The sequence below is a fragment of the Planotetraspora silvatica genome (assembly GCF_016863315.1).
GTDB lineage: Bacteria > Actinomycetota > Actinomycetes > Streptosporangiales > Streptosporangiaceae > Planotetraspora > Planotetraspora silvatica.
In genome coordinates this window covers 121,898-139,813 of sequence record NZ_BOOQ01000040.1, presented here as the reverse complement: position 1 = coordinate 139,813, position 17,916 = coordinate 121,898, and the positions used below count along the sequence as shown (strand labels likewise).

Sequence of the window (17,916 nt, the reverse complement as noted above, 5' to 3'; positions counted from 1 at the left end):
ACGGCCCCCGGCGATCCGGGATGAGCGTGGGAAGAGGGCCGGAGGAGTTCCGAGTCGGCGCAGGTTCAGGATCGGCGCAGGTTCAGAGCAGGCCGCGGGAGATGAACGCGGCACGTGCCACGCCTGCCGCCGTGGCGCCACCGAGCCGCTGAGCGGCCGCGACGGTGGCCTCGGCCGCCGCATGGAAGGTGACGTCCTTGAGAAGCCCGGTCACACAGGCGAGAGCAAGGCAGGCGGCAGGAATACGCCGTCGGGGGGCGTGCACCGAAGAATCCTCCTTGAATCAGGAACAATCATGGCGAATCTACGGCCGACACGATCGGTTGTCACACGCCTGACCGACCTCAGGAACGCCGAAATCTCCCTCTCACGATTATTGGAAGCGACCTTTACGAACTAATCCAGCACGCTTATCGTGGGGCCGAGAGCTCACGGGGGACAGCAGTGACCACGCAGCATCGGACCCCTGCGGAGGCGTTTGGTGAACGTCCGTCGTGTCCTCGCGATCCTCCTCGTCCCTCTCCTCGTCTCTCTGGGCACGCCTCCCGCGGTGGCCGCCACAGCGGTCGCGTTCGGTTCGGTCGTCCCGGTACCCGTCACCACGACCGCGACCCCCGGGGTGAGCTACGCCATCACCACCTCGACCGCTGTCTACACCGACCCCGCCGCGGCCGGCATCGGCGACCGGCTCGCCGCACTCCTGCGCCGTTCCACCGGCTATCCGATCCCCGTCGCCCCCGCGCCCGGCACCGGCGGCATCTCCCTCCTCCTGTCCGGCGCCCCCGCCACGGTCGGACCCGAGGGTTACCAGCTTGACGTCACCGGCACGTCGATCGTCATCCGCGCCAACCAGCCGGCGGGCCTCGCCAACGGCGTGCAGACCCTGCACCAGCTTCTGCCCGTCGCGGCCGACAGCGCGACGGTCCAGTCGGGCCCGTGGCCGGTGCCCGGCGGTCACATCGTGGACTACCCGAGGTTCGGCTATCGCGGCGCCATGCTGGACGTGGCCCGGCACTTCTTCCCGGTGGCCGCGGTCGAGCGTTACATCGACCAGCTCGCCCTTTACAAGATCAACTACCTGCACCTGCACCTTTCCGACGACCAGGGCTGGCGCATCGCGATCGGTTCCTGGCCGAATCTGGCGACGTACGGCGGCAGCACCGCCGTCGGCGGTGGCCCAGGCGGTTACTACACCCAGGCCGACTACCAGCAGATCGTGGCCTACGCCGCCGCCCGCTTCGTCACGGTCGTCCCTGAGATCGACATGCCGGGTCACACCAACGCGGCGCTGGCGTCCTACCCGGCGCTCAACTGCGACGGTGTCGCCCCGCCGCTCTACACCGGCACCGACGTCGGCTTCAGCTCCCTGTGCACCTCCAAGGAGCTCACCTACACCTTCATCGACCAGGTCTTCGGGGAGCTCGCAGCCCTCACTCCTGGCCCCTATCTGCACATCGGCGGCGACGAGGCCGCGTCCACCGCGCCCGCCGACTACGCGGCGTTCGTCAACCGGGTCCAGCAGATCGTCGCGGCGCACGGCAAGACCGTCACCGGCTGGCACGACATCGTGAACGCCACACCGTTGCCGTCGACGGTGGCGCAGTACTGGGGAACCACCACCCGCGACTCCACGGTGGCCACGGCCGCCCAGCGCGGCACGCGGCTCATCATGTCGCCGGCCAGCCGGACCTATATCGACATGAAATACAACTCACGCACGACCCTCGGGCAGAACTGGGCCGGCTACATCGACGTCAAGACCGCCTACGACTGGGACCCCGGCGCCTACCTCAGGGGCGTGGCCGCCTCATCCGTGCTCGGTGTCGAGGCGCCGCTGTGGACCGAGACCCTCGTCACGGGAGCCGACATCGACTACATGGCCTTCCCCAGGCTCCCGGCGGTGGCGGAGCTGGGCTGGTCGCCGCAGGCGACCCACGACTGGACGGCCTTCAAGCAGCGGCTCGGCGCCCAGGGCCCGCGCTGGCACGTCATGGGCGTCAACTACTACCACTCCACGCAGATCTCCTGGCCGGGCGGTTCCTGATGCGTCGACTCCTCGCGATCCTCGTCTCCACCCTCACCCTGGTACTGGCCATCGGCGTCGTCGACGCCCGCGCGGCCACCGTCACCTCCACCGAGCTGACCTCCGGCTGGGCACTGCGCTCGGCCACCGGACTGTCCGACACCGGCGCGACCGTCTCACAGGTCGGCTACTCCACCTCGGGCTGGAACCCTGTCTCACTGCCGTCCACGGTGCTGGCCGGGCTGGTGGCGAACAACGTCTACCAGAACATCTTCTTCGGCCAGAACCTCAAGAACGTCCCCGACCTGACCGGGCAGGACTGGTGGTTCAGGGGCGAGTTCACCGCCGCGGCCACCTCCCCGGGGCAGGTCTACTGGTTGCGCTTCAAGGGCATCAGCTACCGCGCGCAGATCTGGTTGAACGGCACCCAGCTCGACGCCAACGCCGTGGGCACGATGGTCGGCCACGAGTACAACGTGACCGGCGTGATCCACCCCGGCGCGGTCAACGCCCTGGCCATTCGCGTCACGCCCCCGGCACACGACTGCAAGGACCTGTCCTTCTGCACCGTCGACTGGAATCCCGAAGCCCCCGACATGAACGCCGGGCTGTGGGGCAAGACGCTGGTGGACACCACTGGGCCCGTCGCTCTGCGCGACCCCTACGTCAAGACCGTCCTGCCGCTGCCCGCCACCAACGCCGCGGATCTGACCGTCTACGTCGACGCGGTCAACGCCACAGCGGCGCCGATCACCACCACGGTCAACGCCACCATCAGCAAGGCGGGCCAGCCGAGCATCCCGCTCAGCCAGACCGTCACCTTGAACGCGAACGAGCGCCGAGAGGTCGCCTTCTCGCCGGTCCACGTCACCAACCCCGTCCTGTGGTGGCCCTACCAGTTCGGCTCGCCTGAGCTCTACCAGCTCAGCGTCTCGGCGACCGCGGGCGGAGCGATCTCCGACACCAAGGGGATCGACTTCGGCATCCGTCAGTTCACCGACTACCGCACCACCGTCAACGGCACGTCGTTCGCCGGTTACAAGGTCAACGGCCAGAACATCATGTTCCGCGGCGGCGGCTACATGTGGGACATGCTGCAGCGCTGGGACACCAAGACCAACGCCGCGCACATCAAGTACGTCAAGGACATGGGCCTCAACACCATCCGCCTGGAGGGCACGCTCGGCAACGAGGAGCTCTACGACCTGGCCGACAAGGCCGGCATCATGGTGATGCCCGGCTTCGTCTGCTGCAGCGCCTGGGAGAACGACAGCGGGTGGTCGGCCGAGCAGGCCCAGGTCGCCCTCGCCTCCCTCGACACCCAGATGCGCGCCACCCGCGCCCACGCCAGCACATTCCTGTGGACCTACGGCAGCGACCAGCCGCCGACCGCCGCCCACCTGACCGCCTACAAGAACGTCGCAACCGCCCTGCACTGGCAGAACCCGACCCTGGACAACGTCGCCACCTGGTCCAACGCGAACGCCGGGATGAAGATGGACGGTCCGTACGTATGGGAGCCGCCGGTCCTGTGGTGGGACACCACCAAGGCGGGCAGCGCCTTCGGCACCACGGGCGAGGAAGGCGCCGAATCGCCGCCGCCGCTGGAGAGCGTGCAGCGCTTCCTGGCCCCCGCCGACCAGTGGCCGATCGGCACGGCCTGGAACTACCACGCGGGCAAGGCCGGCAGTGTCTTCGACAACACCACCCCCTTCACCGCCGGGCTCAACAGCCGGTACGGCACGGCCACCGGCGCGGCCGACTACTCACGCAAGACGGAACTGCAGAACTACGAGAACACCAGGGCGTTCTTCGAGGCATGGAACTCCCATGAGTACACCCAGTCCTTCGGCACCATCTTCTGGATGCTCAACAGCGCCTGGCCGTCGGTGCACTGGAATCTGTACGACTACTACTTCAAACCCGGCGGCGGCTACTTCGGCAGCAAGAAGGCCAACGAGCCGGTGCACATCGCCTACGACTACGCCACCAAGAAGGTGTTCGTGGTCAACTCCACCCTCACGGCCCGCAGCGGCCTGACCGCGACGGCGACCCTGTACAACACCCCGGACCTGGCGCAGAAGTACACCACGTCGGTGCCCGTCACCGCCGCGGCCAACTCCTCCACCCAGGTTTTGACCATCCCCGCCGTCACCGGCCTGTCCACCACCTACTTCATCCGCCTCCAGGTGAAGGACGCGAGCGGGGCGACGGTCAGCAACAACCTGTACTGGTACTCCACGACGGCCGACACGCTCGGGAACAAGAGCAACTGGTACCGGACCACGCCCAAGAACTCCGCCAACCTCACCGGACTGAACAGCCTGCCCGCCAATCCCAACCTGAACGCCACCGCGTCCAGGGTCACCTCGGGCGGCCAGGAAACCGTCACGATCACCCTCACCAACACGAGCGCGACCAACCTCGCCTTCTTCGTCCGCCCCGAGATCACCGCGGGCAACGGCGGCACCGAGGTAGTGCCGGTCACCTACACCGACAACTACATCTCCCTCTGGCCGGGGGAGTCGACAACCGTCACCGCCGCCTACCAGACGGCCGACCTCGGCGGACAAGCCCCCTACCTGCGGTTACGCGGCTACAACATCCCCACCTCCTCCGTCCCTGTTTCCTGAGGTCCTCCCAGGCGCCGGCCCGGCCCTCAAGTACACAAAGACCCCCGCTCCCCTTCGGGGACACTGTTGGCGAAGTAGATCAAACAGAACCGGCCCCATGATCACAGATGTGATCATGGGGCCGCTTCTGATGTCCTCGCTAGCGGATGGAGTCGTTGATGTCGTTACGTTCGGCAGGTTCGGATCAGATCCCGGCGACCACGATTACGGTGGCGCGGGCAGCCTTCCCCCAAGGGAAGCATGGCGATCCGTATCCGGGATGAGCTGGGCATTCTGTTCACTAACGAGGACTTCACAACGGCGTTCTCCGCGCGTGGTCGTCCGGGGCTGTCCCCGGCCCGGTTGGCGATGGTGTCCATCCTGCAGTTTGGCGAAGGGCTGTCGGACCGGCAGGCAGCCGAGGCCGTCCGAGGCCGGATCGACTGGAAGTACGCACTCGGCCTGGAGTTCACCGACCCTGCCGCCGCGCCCGAATGGCTGGTGAGCATCGTCGAACCCGGATGGTTCGACCGCTACGAAGCCAGGACTGAGGACTACCGGCTCCCTCAGAACAAAGCCAAACGCATCCAGTTCGGGCACGCGATCGGCGCCGACGGGGCCGATCCCCTGAGCGCCGTTACAGCGGGATCGCGCCGAACTGGCTCCGCAACCTCCCGGCGGTCCAGACGCTAGGCCACGTGTGGATCCAGCAGTACGTCACCATTGACGATCAGATCCGCTGGCGTACCCCGGCCGAACAACCTCCCTCCGCGATCCGTCGGATCTCGCCCTACGACGGTGACGCTCGATCGGCCACCAAGCGTGACTTCCACTGGGACGGGTACAAGGTTCACCTCACTGAAACCTGCGACCAGGACACTCCGCATCTGATCGCCCACGTGATCACCACGTCTTCGCCAGGTAGCGACTACGACGCCACCGGCGATGTCCATGACATCTTCTTCCACTCGCCGCCCTACGGCCCGCAGCGTGATGAGCGTCTGCTGAGGGTGTTTCCCAACCAGTAAACGATCATGGCGACGCCCCAGGCAAGCCGGGCTCGGGGAAAAGGCCCTGGAGATCGTGGCGTCAGGTGATGGCCGAGTTGCGTTGATCAATGGGGGCGTCCAGCAAGGCTATTGCTGAGCGGCGGATCTTCGTCAGTGCGCTGAGGAGGTGTTCGCGTTCGGCATCGGTGAGGTCAGCGGTGACCTGCTCTTCGAGCAGCAGCCGTTCCTTTTCGATGGGGGCTTGCAGGGCGCGTCCGGCGTCGGTGAGCCACAGTCGGACCAGCCGGTTGTCCCGGTCGTCGCGGCGCCGGGTGAGCAGGCCGGCCGCGGCCATCCGGGTGGCCGCCTTGACCACGTTGGGGGTGGTGACGTTCAGCATGGTGGCGACCTCGCCCGGAGTGCGGCCGTCTTGCCGCCACAGCACCGCGAGCAGGTGATCTTGCCCCAGGTGCAGCCCGTGCCGCCGCACGGCCGTCTCGGCCGCCGCCCGCAGCGCCTTGGACATCTTGCTGTGCAGGTCCAGGAACTCGGGCACGTCGAGACCTCCAGTGATGTCGGGGTGCGATTGACGGCTGATCGTGTACCGGTTAACGTTCTTCTCGTTCGTTAACCGGTACACGATTTAGGGGTCTTCATGATACTCGTCACCGGCGCCACCGGAAATATCGGCCGCGAGCTCGTCCACCAACTGGACGAGCTCGGCGTGCCGTTCCGCATCTTGGTCCGCGACCCCGCCCGTGCCGCCACGTTGCCCGAGCGGGCCGAACGGGTCGTGGCTGACCTGAGCGACTCGGCGACGCTGCCGCCCGCCTTCGCCGGAGTCGACCGGCTGTTCCTGCTCACCCCCGGCATCGGCCTCGACCACACCAGGCACGCCGTAGCCGCCGCCCAGTCCGCGGGGGTGCGCCACATCGTGCACCAGTCCTCGTTCAACGTGCTCGGCGACCCCATGCCCGCCATGGGTCGCTGGCACCACGAACGCGAGCAGGCCATCCGAGCTTCCGACATCCCGGCCACCTTCCTGCGGCCCGGCGGCTTCATGACCAACGCCTTCGACTGGCTGCCCACCATCCGCCAGGCGGGCTATGTCCTCGATCCGGTCGGCCCCGGCCGGTACGCGCCGATCGACCCCGCCGACATTGCCGCCGTCGCCGCCCTGGCGCTGACCGGCGACAGCCACCAAGGCCAGGAATATGTTCTCACCGGCGAGGAGCTGTTCACCATCACCGAACAGGTCAAGATCCTTGCTGCGGCGGCCGGCCAGGAGATCGTGGTCCGGGCAGTGACCACCGCAGAGGAGGCCGTCGCCTCTCGATTCCCCCAAGGGGCACCTCCGGCGCTGGCCGAGGCCATCATCGAGGGGTTCCACCTCATGCGCGCCGACACAGCCGGATTTCGCACCGACACCGTGGAGCGCCTGCTCCAGCGCAAGCCCCGCACCTTCGCCGCCTGGTGCGCACGCAACGCCGACGCCTTCCGGACCACCTGAACTGCACGTCCGCATCTCGACAACCGTCGACCCGCGCCTTGCTACGACGTGGGTAAGACCGTCGCACGCGGCCGCACCCTGGCCTACGGCAACGGCCGGATAGAGGGTGCCAACACCAAGGTCAAACTCATCAAACGCCAGATGTACGGCCCAGCCGGCTTCGCCCTACTCCGCAAGCGCATCCTGCTCGCCTAGATCACCGACCGCCACCACCGAATTCGTGCCAGAGCCGAATCTGCGACAGAGCCGTTCACTGGACAGACCCGCAGACATCGATGGTCCGAATCCTGTTTCGCCGCACAGGGAACAGAAGAGGCCCCGGGCCAGCTGTAACGCCGGCCAGGGGCCCTCCTATGTGATCAACCTACGTCAGTCGTTGTCCGACGACGGGATGTAGGCGCCCGGAACGTCGTTCGGGGCGTAGATCTTGGCGTCACCCGGGAAGGGCTTGGTCCAGCCGTGCGCCTCGTACCACGCGAAGCGCTTCATCTGCTCCGGGGGAGCGGAGTCGGCCTTGGCGTTGGGCCCGGTGAACGCCTGCTTCCCCTTCCAGGTCTGCCACTGCGCCGCCACCTGCTGCTCGGCTGCCGGCACCTTCGCCGTCGTCGGCGCGGGTGCGGCGTTCGGGTTCTGCGGCGCCGGGGTGTCCAGGCCACAGGACGGCGGGGTGGACAGACCCAGGGTCAGCGAGGTCCGGTTGGGCACAGCGGTGAACGGCGTGTAGTCGGGCTTGTTGGTGAACGCCGTAGCCATCGGAGTGGCGGCGCTGTCCAGCTGGTTCATCGGGTGGATCCCGAGCATCTGCTCGATGGTGCGAACCATGGTGATCTGCGTGTAGTAGTGGCTGTCCACGGTGCCGTGCTGGGCCCAGGGGCTGATGATCTGGATCGGGGCACGGTGGCCATCGACGTGATCGACCCAGCCCTGGGAGTCGTCCTCGACCACGAAGATCGCGGAGTCCTTCCAGTACTTGCTGTGCGAGATCTCGTCAACCATCTTGCCAAGGGCGAGGTCGTTGTCGGCGACCTGGGCGGGTCCGGTCGTCGAACCGCCGGTGTGGTCGTTGGACAGCCAGAACATGTTCAGGTTCGCCGGGCCGTTCTTTTCGAAGTCCTGCTTCCAGACCTCGTACTTGTAAACGTCCGGGACGCTGGTGTCGAACTGCGGGAAGCCGGGCACCGACACCGCGTTGAGCGACGGGATCGCCGAACCCGTCTTGATGGGGTAGGCGGAGGGCTTCCCGGTCGCGTCCATGACCTTGGCGTCGCAGTACAGGTTCTGCCAGGTCGCGTCCGCCGGCTTCTGCTCGAACGACTGGAACTCGCCGAAGTCCTTGACGGACTTCCCAGCCGCCTGCGCACCGGTCCAGATGAAGCCGGTCTTCTGGTGGCCGAGAGCGTCGTCCTCGGTGTCGTAGCTGCGTGTGTACTCACCGGCCGAGGACTCGGTGTACTCGGGGTTGTCGGCCTGCATGATCCAGTTGTGGCCCTCGGCGGAGTTCGTGCCGGTGTCGTAGGCGTTGTCATACAGCCCGAACTGCGTGGCCAGCGCGTGCTGGTTCGGCGTCACGTTCTCGCCGTACTGGATCAGTCTCGGGTCGTTGTTGCCCTTCGGCATGTCACCGAAGACCTCGTCGTAGTTCCGGTTCTCCTTGACGACCAGGAAGACATGCTTGATCGTCGAGGGGTCGCCGAGCTGTACGGGGACCGGCACCGGCTTCTTGTTGGCGTGGCCCTTGCCGTTGGCGATCTTGACCGAGTTGTTGGTCCAGCCGTTCTGCTCGAAGACCTTGGCCGTGTAGGACTTGATGGTCTTGTCGTCCGGCAGCCTGAACCGCTGCAGGCTGGAGGTCGTGTCGTGGGTGCCGTGGTACCAGGCCGGCGGCGGGAAGTTGGAGGGGCTGCGGGCGTCGATACCACGGGTGTTGGAGACCAGCACGTCCTTGCCGACGGTGGTGATCTCGGAGGGGAAGTAGTCCGTCGGGAGCAGGCCGACGTAGCTGACCGGCTCCTGCGGGCTCTTGTACCGGTAGACGGCGATCGCGTTGGCGCGGCCGAGGGTCACCAGCAGGTGGCCGTCGTCGGTGAGCGTCACCGCGTCGGGCTCGTAACCGACCGAGGCCTCCGGCCACGGCTGGGTGGCGATGGTCTGGACGACCTTGTCGCGGTGGGTGTCGATGACCGACACGTCGTTGGTGGCGGTGTTGGTGACGAACACCGCGCCGTTCTTGGCGTACACGGCGGTCGGGTGCAGGCCGACGTCGATGCTCTTGGCGGCGGCAGCGAGGGTCGCCAGGTCGATGACGCTGACCGTGCCGGTGGTGGTGGCGCCGGTCTTCGGGTCGGCCGGCACCTGGGTGCCGTAGGAGTTGATCGTGGTTTCGCCGGGCTTGGCCGGACGCCCGCCCTCGTTGCTGACGTACAGCTTGTTGCCGACCTGGACCATGTCACGCGGGGCGTTGCCCACGTTCCAGCTCTGCTTGATGGCGCCGGTCGCCGTGTCGAGCGCGACCACGCGGTTCTGGCCGTTGACGGCCGAGTACGCGGTGGAGCCGTCAGCGGAGAACACCAGCTCACCCACCAGCGCGTGCTTCGAGCCCTGCGCGGCGATGGTGATGAACGTCGGGTTGGCGAGGGTGCCATCCGCGTTCACGTCGAACCGGGTGTAGCCGTCGGTCTGGCCCAGCCACAGGTGCTTGCCGTCGGGCGAGTACGTGGGGCCTTCCTGGCCCACGTCGTTACCGGGGATGCGCAGATTCGCCGCGGCGTTGTTGCCGACGTACTGCTGCAGGGTGTACGTCTTCAGGTCCACGACGGCGAGCGCCATCCCACCATCGGTGATCGAAGCCGCGAGGTGGGTGCCGTCCGGGCTCACCGAGGACGACATGATCTTGCCCTCGTTGAGGACCAGGCGCTCACCGATCGGCTTGATGTACTGGTCGCCGGACGTGACCAGGCCCTTGTCGGTGGTCTGGGCGACCTGGTCGGTGCCGAACATCCCGGTGTTGGCGTAGGCGATGCCCCCGCCGGCGACTACGAGAGCGGCGGTGGCGGCTGCGAGGAGCTGAACCCGGCGGCCGGTGGGGCGGCTGAGGAGCCCGGTGGAAACCTTCGTGACGCGCTGGCGCGTGACGTGCATGAAACTATTCCTTCGTGGTGCTTGTGAGCAGGTCGACGTTCCCGTCGAACTGCCACAGGGGGTTGGGCGCGTCCCCGTTCGGGGTGCGCACCTGGAAGTAGCCGTTCACCTCCTTAGGTCCGTCTCCGTCGGCGACGTACCGCCCGTCCGCGGTGACGTCGAGCTGGTAGATGGCGTTGCCCACGGCGGTCGCGCCGGGGACGTGCCAGGACACGACGACCGCCAGTCGTTGCCCGGCCCCTCGTCGAGGTCCCGGGAGTCGCCCTTGTCGCAGGACGCGGTGGCCGCGATGCCCGACGCGGTGCGTCCGGCCACCGGCAACAGGATCACGGTGAGGCCGGCAAGGGTCTTCGCCACGAAGATCCGCCACGAGGAGGTGACGCCAGGTGCCCAGCCGGAGCTTGCTCAACGGCCCGGAGAAGACGACCCGTCCGGTGGCGAGGATGGTGACCTCGAAGCACAGCGCGGCGAGGTCGTCCAGCCCGCCCCCCACGTCGAGATCGACGCCGTCGAATGCGACCCCATCACCGAAGGACTTGGTGATCCCGCGAGCCCGAGCTGCGGGGGTCCTGTGCAAGTTGGTCTCCCTCGGCTTGATCAGCAGCAAGAGAAACCTAAAGATCGCGGTTTGCTCTGGCGAGGCACGCAGCCGAACTTTGGGCGAATGTCACTTAACTGCCGAAATGCCACTTACCTTGGCGATAACCACTCAAGTCGCTGAAATGCTGCTTAACCCGGCGATAACCATCCGCACCGGCGATCGCGCGGTCGCACCCAGGCTGCAGGTCGCCAGCTATGCCGGCGGCGGGGTCGGCCCCCGCTTCCCTTGAAAGGACGCTCCGCCCTGTTCCGCGTGCTGCCGGGATAATCGTCTGAGTCGTCGTAAGTCAGGCCGGCGATCGCCTGCAGGGCGCGGATATGGCGGCGGTGGGCGGCCCGTCCGTCGGGGGTGAGGCTGAGCCAGGTGCGGGCGCCCCGGCCTTTGTCGACGCCGACGCAGCCAGCCTGTTCGAGTAGGGCGACCTGCTTGGACGGCATCGGGTCGGTGATCTCCACGCTGTCGCGGACCAGCGCGAACTCGGCGCGGTCGACGTCGGCGAGCGTCGCGACGATGGGCAGGCGTACCGCGTGAGTGAGCAGATCGTCGAGGTCGTGGCGGGGATGGGCGCGGCGGATGGCGTTCGGGGTCGGCTCCGTCATGGGCGCCATTCCTTGAGCGCGGCCGACGTCAGACGCCTTTCCCTGAGAGCGGCCAGCGTCTACGCCGATCTCATCCGCCTCGATCGGCCCGCCTGACGGTGCGATCTCCAGCACCCTGATCTCGGCCGACGGTCAGGTCCATGACTACGCGCGGGCGTCTCCCGCTCTGGCGAAGGCCTCCTCGATTCCAGTTCTGGAGGTACCGGCCGTCAACAGGGCGGTGAGGAGGATGCGGGCCTTGTAGGGGTGGAGGAAGCCTGCGTTGATCAGTCCGCGGTCGAGCAGGTCGCCTTCGGAGCCGGAGTAGGCGTAGGTGTGGGTGAGCACCGATCCAGCCCCGGTGCGGGAGGTCAGGACGACGGGCATGCGTTCGGCGAGGAAGGTCAGTGCGTCCAGGTAGGCGGCGGGGACGTGGCCGACGCCCATCGCGGCGACCACCAGGCCTTCGCATTCGTTCACGAGCGGGCGCAGGATCTCGCCGTCGTCGCCGAGAGTGGCGGTGACCATGGCGACCCTGGCGAAACGCACCTGCGCGGGCAGGCGCACGGTGACTCGTTCACGCGGACCGGACAGAAACCGCGGCCTGCCCTCCACCACATGGCCGACGGCTCCGCCGTTGGGCGAAGCGAATGTGGTCACGCTGGTGCTGTGTGTCTTGCGGACACGGGACGCGGCGTGGATCTCATCGGCGAACACGACCAGGCAACCGAGTTCGCGAGCCGCGGGGTCTGCTGCGACCTGGATCGCGGCGAGAACGTTGGCCGGCCCGTCAGGCCCGGCCAGGGCGGCGTTGCGCATCGCACCGGTCACGACGACCGGAATCTGCCCGGTGTGGAGCAGATCGAGGAGGTAGGCGGTCTCCTCGATGCTGTCGGTTCCCTGGGTGACGACGACGCCGTCCGCGTCACTGTCATGGATCGCGGCGGCCAGGTCGCGGAGGTCGTCGAAGCTGAGCGAAGCTCCTGGCAGTCGGCGGAAGTCGATCGCCTCGATCTTGAGGCCGAGTTCGGCGAGCCCGGGCACCATCGCCAGGAGTTGGTCTCCGCACAGCGTGGGTACGGCGCCTCCGCCTTCCGCGCCGGGGGTCATGGCGATGGTGCCGCCCAGCGAGAAGACCGCGATATGGGTGGACACGTACCCGCCTTTCAGGGTCGTGGGCCGTTGACGCCGAGCGTACGGCCTGCGGTGGCCGCCGACATGCGTGCGTCGGCCCTCGAGCGGACATCGCGCGTGTTCCTCTTCGTGTGCGACGTCCTTCTCTCTATCGTCGTGTCCGCTTCATTCATTTACGACATTTTTGTCGGGATCCAACATCACGAGGATGGAGCACGATGAGCCCGGTATCACGACGCGATCTGTTGAAGGCGACTGCGGCGGTCACCGCCCTTGGAGCCGGGCGTCTCGCGCTGGGGCCTCAGCCCGCGCTCGCCGCCGACATCACGAACGGCTCCGTCGCCCGTCCGATCTCGATGGCGATGCATATCCATGCCTCCTGGAGCGAGGGCGCCGGCAGCATGCAGGGCCACCTCGAACAGGCCACCCGCACGGGCATCGACGTCATGTGGTGGACCGAGCACGACTTCCGGATGGCCGAGCACGGTTACCCCGGCGTGCTCCACATGAACGGCCCGTCAGAGCAGGTGAACGGTGTGGCCTGCTCGTGGACGGAGAAGCGCGAAGGAACCCTGGCGTCGTCGCAGGTCTTCTGGGACAAGGCGATGGCCTCACCCGGAGACGCGTCCACGCCTGGCTCGGTGCGGCTCTCGGCGACCTCCGCCGGTCGTGACGCGGCGGCGGTGCGCATCTCGGGGGACGCCACGAACACGGTGCTGCAGCGGTCGCTCTACGACCAGACCATCGAAGTCGACGTCTTCCCCGCCGAGGTGTCGCCGCACGCCTACCTCGCCGTGGTGGTCACCACCAGCTGGCGGCCGGCGACGGCGGGCCGGCCCGCCGGCCAGTACACGCTGACCTACATCGTGGACGGCACCCAGGGCAAGTCGCGTAAGTGCGATGGGCTGAACGCCGTGGTGCACCTGCCCGCCAGGCAAGGGGAGTGGACCACGCTGCGGATGTCCCCGGCCGAGGACATCGCGCGGTTCTGGCCGGACCTGGAGAGCCGCGACGCCGCGATGCTGGCCCTGACCTTGGGCGCGGTCAGCGAGAAGGAGCGTCTCGCCGACGGATGGTTCGACTTGCTCCGCATCTCCCGCCCGGCGCGCTCTGACGACGCCGTCCTGCAGGTTCAGGCTGCGCTGATGGCCGGCTACTCCGCGAAGTTCCCCGCGGTGCGCCAGTACCAGGGCCTCGAGGTCTCCCTCGTCAAGCCCACGCACGTCAACTGGTTCGGCCCCAAGATCACTATGCCGACCTTCGCCAAGCCCACGCCGACCGCCGACCCCGACCCCGCCGCCGGGCTCGCCGTCGTCTCGATGATCCAGTCGATGGGCGGCCTCGCCTCCTACAACCACCCCTTCGGCACCTCCACCCCGGCCAACCTCCCGCCCGCCCAGCAGGACGCGATGCGCGCCTCGGTTGCCAAGACCGTTCTCGCCGACCGGGCCATGGGCTGCGACATCCTCGAGGTCGGTTACCCCAGCCGCGGCGGGGTCGACCTCGACCGGCACTCGCAGCTGTGGGACGTCTGCTCACGCAACGGGATCTTCCTCACCGGCACCGGCGTCAGCGACGACCACTCCGGCCAGGACTGGCTCGGCCAGAAGTCCAACTTCGTCACCTGGGCGCATGCGCCCAGCCGTGAGCTGGCCGACCTGCTCACCAGCCTCTCGGCGGGCCGGGTCTACTTCGGCGACCCCGCGCGTTTCTCCGGCGTCATCGACCTGCAGGTCGACGGGGCCGCCCCCATGGGGTCCATCACCGTTTCCACCGCCGCCACCCGCACCGTCCGCGCCATCCTCACCGGCCTTCCGGCCGACAGCGTGGTCCGCATCGTGCAGGGAACGGTCGACCTCGCCGGGCCGTCGAAGCCTGAACCTGGCACCACGTTCACCGAGATGCCGTCGGCCGCATGGGCCGCTCAGGGATTCGTCGACGTGCCCGTCAACACCTCCGCGCCCCGGTTCGTGCGGGTTGAGGTGCGGGATCGTACGGGGGCCGTACTTGCTCTTTCCAACCCCGTCTGGCTACTCCGGGACGTCCCCCAAGGAGGGATTCCCGCAGCACGGCTCGTGCGCTGAGGGGCTGCCGCAAGGCGGGTCCGTGGGCGGTGTGGTCACCGCCCTGGACCTGGTAACCGTGGCCGAGCGTTTCAAGGCGGCGGTGGTCGGCGGTACGCGCCGATCACCGCCGCCGACGGCCGAGGTCCCGTCACGCCGCGACGGCCGGATAGGGACTTCTCATCGCGCCGAAGTAGGCCTCGGGCGTTCCTTCGGTGTGGTCGGGCAGTTGGTCCATGAAGGCTCGCAGCAGCGGGGTCGCGTCGTGCCGGTCGAGATCCTCCTGCGAGCGCCAGACTTCGTAGAGGAAGAACCGGCCGTCCTCCTGCTCGTGGAGGTGGTATTGCAGGTTGCCCGCGTGCCCCCGGGACGGCTCGGCGAGGTCCATCAGGAGTCTCCTGAGCTCCTCGGCCCGGGCATGGGAGTGAGGAATCCGTAGAGCGAAACGGGCGCCTGGGCCGTCGATGTGGTCGTCATGCGGCCAACCACGTCACACGACCTCGCATTGCTTCGCCCCCTTGACCCAGGTGTGGTCGAAGACCTGCCACTCGCCGGTCGATGACTTGGTCATCAGCAGCGTCCACAGCCGGAAGTCCGACAACGAGGGCGTGGTCACGTTGACCTTGCCCGTCTTCACGTTCTTCGCGTACGCCTTCCGCTGGTCCTCGCAGTACCGGACCGAAAGGTTGCCGCCCGCCACCGACTTCACCACGGGCTTGTAGTAGTGGTAGGTGCCGGTGATGACGTTGCCGTCCTTGCCCTGACTGATCAGCGAGTCGGCGTATGCGGCACCGCGCTCACCGGTGAAGAAGCGCGCGAAGTTCGGTGTGACCTTGGTGTTAGTCCTCGCCTCCAGTTCGAGCACCGCTTTCGCCGCGTAACTCGCGTCCTGGAGTACGGCCTTGTTCTTGGGGTCGCTGTCGAAACCCTTGAAGTCCGCCGTGATGTCGGAGGGAAGGTCGAACTTCGGAGCGTTCGCCGCTGCGGCCTGAGTGGCCGTCGGCGCCGGCGTCGCCGCCGTGATGGTCGGGGCGGCCGCCGTCGTCGCGGGCGGCTGGATCTTGTCCCCGTCGTCCGACCCGCCCCCGCCGCAGGCGGTCAACAGCATTCCCCCCGACAGGGCGAGGGCGACAGCGATGGGCAGGGAAGAGCGGTTCACGTCGGAATCCCCTGTGAGTTGTCCGGTTCACGCCAGTTGCGTTGGGCAACGACACTACCGGCGCCGGCACGTGCCGCGTTGATCGCCATGTTCACTGCGGAAGCGTGAGAGGCAAGGGCTCCTGCCACCTGGAGACCAAGGGCCTCGGCACGTAGCCGCGACGCCGTCCCCGCCCGTCCCGCGATCACGCTCGTGTCCGCGTGATCGTTCACCGAACGTCCCGTCACCAGGAGTCCGTACGGCGATGTAAAAGATTCTGGACATGAGGTCAAAGATTGGCTACTTTTGAGATGTCAAAGATTCTGTACATCACGGAGAAGGTCATGACCCTCGAAGAGAAACGGGCGTGGATCCGGCTGGTGGTGGCCGTCGCCGCGTACGGCGGGTACGTCGTGGTGGTGCTGGGTCGGGCCGCGGGGCGGCCGCTGGCCGAGGCCCCCTATGCCGCGGCGCTGCTGTGGAGCGTGGGCGCGGCCATCGTCGCCGCGATCGTGGCCGAGGTCGTGGCCGGAGCGGTGAACCCGAAGGCGTCCCGGGCCAAGGACGTGCGGGACCGGGAGATCGGGCGGCTGGGTGACCACGTCGGCCAGTCGTTCGTGACGATCGGCGCGGTCGCGGCGATGCTCATGGCGGTCGCCGGCTGGGACCGGTTCTGGATCGCCAACGTCATCTACCTGTGCTTCGCGCTGTCGGCGGTCCTCGGCAACGTCACCAAGGTCATCGTGTATCGCGGGAGCTTCCCCCAATGGTGAAACCGACCCGGGTGACCAACCGCATCCGTGCTCTGCGGTTCGCGCACGACGAGATGACCCAGGCCGAGCTGGCCGAGCGCATCGGCGTGACCCGGCAGACCGTCATCGCCATCGAGCAGGGCCGGTACTCGCCGTCCCTCGAAATCGCCTTCCAGATCGCCCACGTGTTCAAGGTTCCGCTCGAAGAGGTGTTCCACTACCCCGGCTCACAGGAGGAGACGACATGAAAGCCATCGCCCAGGACGTGTACGGCTCGGCCGACGTGCTCCGATTACGCGAAGTCGACCGGCCGCCGATCGGAGCGGACCAGGTGCTGGTCCAGGTGCACGCCGCCGGGGTGGACCCGGGCGTGTGGGTCTGCATGACCGGCCGGCCGTACGGCGCGCGGGTCGCCTTCGGGCTGACACGGCCCAGGGTCGCCGTGCGCGGCCGCGCGCTGGCCGGGGTGGTGACGGCGGTCGGCTCCGGCGTGACGCGGTTCCAGCCCGGCGACGAGGTGTACGGCACCACCCCGAGCGGCAGCTACGCCGAATACGCGGCCGCCCCTCGCGAGCGACTCGCTCCCAAGCCGGCCAGGCTGTCGTTCGAGCAGGCCGCCGCGGTTCCCATCTCCGGGGTGACCGCTTTGGAAGCCGTCCGCGACGGCGGGCGGGTCCAGCCGGGGCAGAACGTGATGGTCGTCGGCGCCGCCGGCGGCATCGGGTCGTACGCGGTGCAGATCGCCAAGGCGTTCGGCGCGAGGGTGACCGGCGTGTGCAGCACCGGCAAGGCTGAACTGGTGCGCTCGCTCGGCGCCGAGGAGGTGATCGACTACACCCGTGAGGAGGTCGACCGCGACGGCCCGCGTCACGACGTGATCATCGACACCGCGGGGTGCCGGCCGCTGTCGCTGTTGCGGCGCGCGCTGACCCCGCGCGGGACGCTGGTGCTGGCCGGCGGCGGCCACGACGCCGGCGGACTGCTCGGCGGCTACACCCGCCAGATGCGCGCACCCTTCGTTTCCATGTTCACCCGACAGCACCTGCGCGGCCTGGCGTCCAGGGAACGCGCGCAGGAGCTGGAGGAGCTGGGCCGGCTGATCGATGCGGGCGCGGTCACTCCGGTCATCGACCGCACGTACCACCTCGGCGAGGCCCCCGACGCCATCAGATACCTCGCAGAAGGCCACCCCGCCGGCAAGATCGTCATCACCCTGAACGACTGACGGTCTGTCAGATCTGTCCCGGCCGCGACTCCGGCACGCCGAGGATCGCGAACCCCTCCGCCGGTCCCAAGGCCGGTCGACTCGGGCGGGCCCCACGTCCTAGGTGCAGGCACCCAGCCGACCGGGAGCCTGCACCCTGACGATCCAGGTGCT

The 17,916-nt window shown here is 67.8% G+C and carries 18 protein-coding genes; 10 read left to right on the top strand and 8 right to left on the bottom strand.

Going from position 1 to position 17,916, the window contains the following annotated elements; genetic code table 11:
* Positions 1 to 82 precede the first annotated feature (82 nt).
* A complete protein-coding gene (locus Psi02_RS40825) occupies positions 83 to 214 on the bottom strand; it encodes a hypothetical protein (RefSeq protein WP_275415283.1) in 132 nt (43 codons plus the stop codon).
* 267 nt (positions 215 to 481) lie between these two features.
* Here Psi02_RS40825 and Psi02_RS28245 point away from each other — a divergent pair, with 267 nt between their 5' ends.
* The 4 genes from Psi02_RS28245 to Psi02_RS28230 all read left to right on the top strand — a co-directional run bounded on the left by Psi02_RS28245 (position 482) and on the right by Psi02_RS28230 (position 5,663).
* A complete protein-coding gene (locus Psi02_RS28245; RefSeq protein ID WP_275415282.1) occupies positions 482 to 2,044 on the top strand; it encodes a beta-N-acetylhexosaminidase in 1,563 nt (520 codons plus the stop codon).
* Complete coding sequence (locus Psi02_RS28240; RefSeq protein WP_203978808.1) at positions 2,044 to 4,656, top strand: glycoside hydrolase family 2 protein; 2,613 nt, start codon at positions 2,044 to 2,046, stop codon at positions 4,654 to 4,656. The genes Psi02_RS28245 and Psi02_RS28240 overlap by 1 nt, the downstream gene beginning before the upstream one ends.
* Positions 4,657 to 4,896: 240 nt before the next feature.
* Positions 4,897 to 5,328 (top strand): transposase, encoded by a 432-nt coding sequence (locus Psi02_RS28235; RefSeq protein WP_203978806.1) that lies wholly within the window; start codon positions 4,897 to 4,899, stop codon positions 5,326 to 5,328.
* Between the two features lie 5 nt (positions 5,329 to 5,333).
* A complete protein-coding gene (locus Psi02_RS28230; RefSeq protein ID WP_203978804.1) occupies positions 5,334 to 5,663 on the top strand; it encodes a hypothetical protein in 330 nt (109 codons plus the stop codon).
* Between the two features lie 61 nt (positions 5,664 to 5,724).
* Here Psi02_RS28230 and Psi02_RS28225 read toward each other — a convergent pair whose 3' ends face one another.
* The gene (locus Psi02_RS28225; protein WP_203978802.1) at positions 5,725 to 6,180 is read right to left on the bottom strand and encodes a MarR family winged helix-turn-helix transcriptional regulator; all 456 of its coding nucleotides are present in this window, start codon (positions 6,178 to 6,180) and stop codon (positions 5,725 to 5,727) included.
* Between the two features lie 99 nt (positions 6,181 to 6,279).
* On the opposite strand from Psi02_RS28225, the gene Psi02_RS28220 reads away from it, so the two are divergent.
* Both Psi02_RS28220 and Psi02_RS28215 read left to right on the top strand, forming a co-directional pair.
* On the top strand, positions 6,280 to 7,134 hold the full coding sequence (locus tag Psi02_RS28220; RefSeq protein ID WP_203978800.1) for an NAD(P)H-binding protein: 855 nt from the start codon (positions 6,280 to 6,282) through the stop codon (positions 7,132 to 7,134).
* 48 nt (positions 7,135 to 7,182) lie between these two features.
* The gene (locus Psi02_RS28215; RefSeq protein WP_203978798.1) at positions 7,183 to 7,329 is read left to right on the top strand and encodes a transposase; all 147 of its coding nucleotides are present in this window, start codon (positions 7,183 to 7,185) and stop codon (positions 7,327 to 7,329) included.
* 174 nt (positions 7,330 to 7,503) lie between these two features.
* Here Psi02_RS28215 and Psi02_RS28210 read toward each other — a convergent pair whose 3' ends face one another.
* The 4 genes from Psi02_RS28210 to Psi02_RS28195 form a co-directional block, all read right to left on the bottom strand.
* Positions 7,504 to 10,272: a bifunctional YncE family protein/alkaline phosphatase family protein gene (locus Psi02_RS28210; protein WP_203978792.1), complete on the bottom strand. Its 2,769-nt coding sequence runs from the start codon at positions 10,270 to 10,272 to the stop codon at positions 7,504 to 7,506.
* A gap of 4 nt (positions 10,273 to 10,276) precedes the next feature.
* A complete protein-coding gene (locus Psi02_RS28205) occupies positions 10,277 to 10,849 on the bottom strand; it encodes a hypothetical protein (protein ID WP_203978791.1) in 573 nt (190 codons plus the stop codon).
* Between the two features lie 152 nt (positions 10,850 to 11,001).
* Positions 11,002 to 11,472, bottom strand: coding sequence for a transcriptional regulator (locus Psi02_RS41000; protein WP_203978789.1), 471 nt, complete (start codon positions 11,470 to 11,472; stop codon positions 11,002 to 11,004).
* A 144-nt stretch (positions 11,473 to 11,616) separates the two neighbouring features.
* The gene (locus tag Psi02_RS28195; protein ID WP_239095221.1) at positions 11,617 to 12,606 is read right to left on the bottom strand and encodes an asparaginase; all 990 of its coding nucleotides are present in this window, start codon (positions 12,604 to 12,606) and stop codon (positions 11,617 to 11,619) included.
* Positions 12,607 to 12,803: 197 nt separating this feature from the next.
* Here Psi02_RS28195 and Psi02_RS28190 point away from each other — a divergent pair, with 197 nt between their 5' ends.
* On the top strand, positions 12,804 to 14,669 hold the full coding sequence (locus Psi02_RS28190; RefSeq protein ID WP_203978787.1) for a twin-arginine translocation signal domain-containing protein: 1,866 nt from the start codon (positions 12,804 to 12,806) through the stop codon (positions 14,667 to 14,669).
* Positions 14,670 to 14,799: 130 nt separating this feature from the next.
* Here Psi02_RS28190 and Psi02_RS28185 read toward each other — a convergent pair whose 3' ends face one another.
* On the bottom strand, positions 14,800 to 15,081 hold the full coding sequence (locus Psi02_RS28185) for a putative quinol monooxygenase (protein WP_275415284.1): 282 nt from the start codon (positions 15,079 to 15,081) through the stop codon (positions 14,800 to 14,802).
* A gap of 57 nt (positions 15,082 to 15,138) precedes the next feature.
* Complete coding sequence (locus tag Psi02_RS28180) at positions 15,139 to 15,807, bottom strand: hypothetical protein (protein ID WP_203978777.1); 669 nt, start codon at positions 15,805 to 15,807, stop codon at positions 15,139 to 15,141.
* 290 nt (positions 15,808 to 16,097) lie between these two features.
* On the opposite strand from Psi02_RS28180, the gene Psi02_RS28175 reads away from it, so the two are divergent.
* Genes Psi02_RS28175 through Psi02_RS28165 form a run of 3 tightly spaced genes read left to right on the top strand, consistent with a single transcriptional unit; the run spans position 16,098 to position 17,763 of the window.
* A complete protein-coding gene (locus Psi02_RS28175; protein WP_239095220.1) occupies positions 16,098 to 16,559 on the top strand; it encodes a hypothetical protein in 462 nt (153 codons plus the stop codon).
* Entirely contained in the window at positions 16,553 to 16,786 is a 234-nt protein-coding gene (locus Psi02_RS28170; RefSeq protein ID WP_203978775.1) for a helix-turn-helix transcriptional regulator, read from the top strand. The genes Psi02_RS28175 and Psi02_RS28170 overlap by 7 nt, the downstream gene beginning before the upstream one ends.
* Positions 16,783 to 17,763 (top strand): NAD(P)-dependent alcohol dehydrogenase, encoded by a 981-nt coding sequence (locus Psi02_RS28165; RefSeq protein WP_203978773.1) that lies wholly within the window; start codon positions 16,783 to 16,785, stop codon positions 17,761 to 17,763. Before Psi02_RS28170 ends, Psi02_RS28165 begins: the two co-directional genes overlap by 4 nt.
* The last annotated feature ends 153 nt before the right edge of the window (positions 17,764 to 17,916 follow it).

What these genes read in the sequence shown, in the direction of transcription:
- Psi02_RS28240 (WP_203978808.1), top strand. Translation starts at nt 2,044, where the DNA reads ATGCGTCGACTCCTCGCGATCCTCGTCTCCACCCTCACCCTGGTACTG.
- Psi02_RS28235 (WP_203978806.1), top strand. Translation starts at nt 4,897, where the DNA reads ATGGCGATCCGTATCCGGGATGAGCTGGGCATTCTGTTCACTAACGAG.
- Psi02_RS28220 (WP_203978800.1), top strand. Translation starts at nt 6,280, where the DNA reads ATGATACTCGTCACCGGCGCCACCGGAAATATCGGCCGCGAGCTCGTC.
- Psi02_RS28210 (WP_203978792.1), bottom strand. Translation starts at nt 10,272, where the DNA reads ATGCACGTCACGCGCCAGCGCGTCACGAAGGTTTCCACCGGGCTCCTC.
- Psi02_RS41000 (WP_203978789.1), bottom strand. Translation starts at nt 11,472, where the DNA reads ATGACGGAGCCGACCCCGAACGCCATCCGCCGCGCCCATCCCCGCCAC.
- Psi02_RS28190 (WP_203978787.1), top strand. Translation starts at nt 12,804, where the DNA reads ATGAGCCCGGTATCACGACGCGATCTGTTGAAGGCGACTGCGGCGGTC.
- Psi02_RS28175 (WP_239095220.1), top strand. Translation starts at nt 16,098, where the DNA reads ATGTCAAAGATTCTGTACATCACGGAGAAGGTCATGACCCTCGAAGAG.
- Psi02_RS28170 (WP_203978775.1), top strand. Translation starts at nt 16,553, where the DNA reads ATGGTGAAACCGACCCGGGTGACCAACCGCATCCGTGCTCTGCGGTTC.
- Psi02_RS28165 (WP_203978773.1), top strand. Translation starts at nt 16,783, where the DNA reads ATGAAAGCCATCGCCCAGGACGTGTACGGCTCGGCCGACGTGCTCCGA.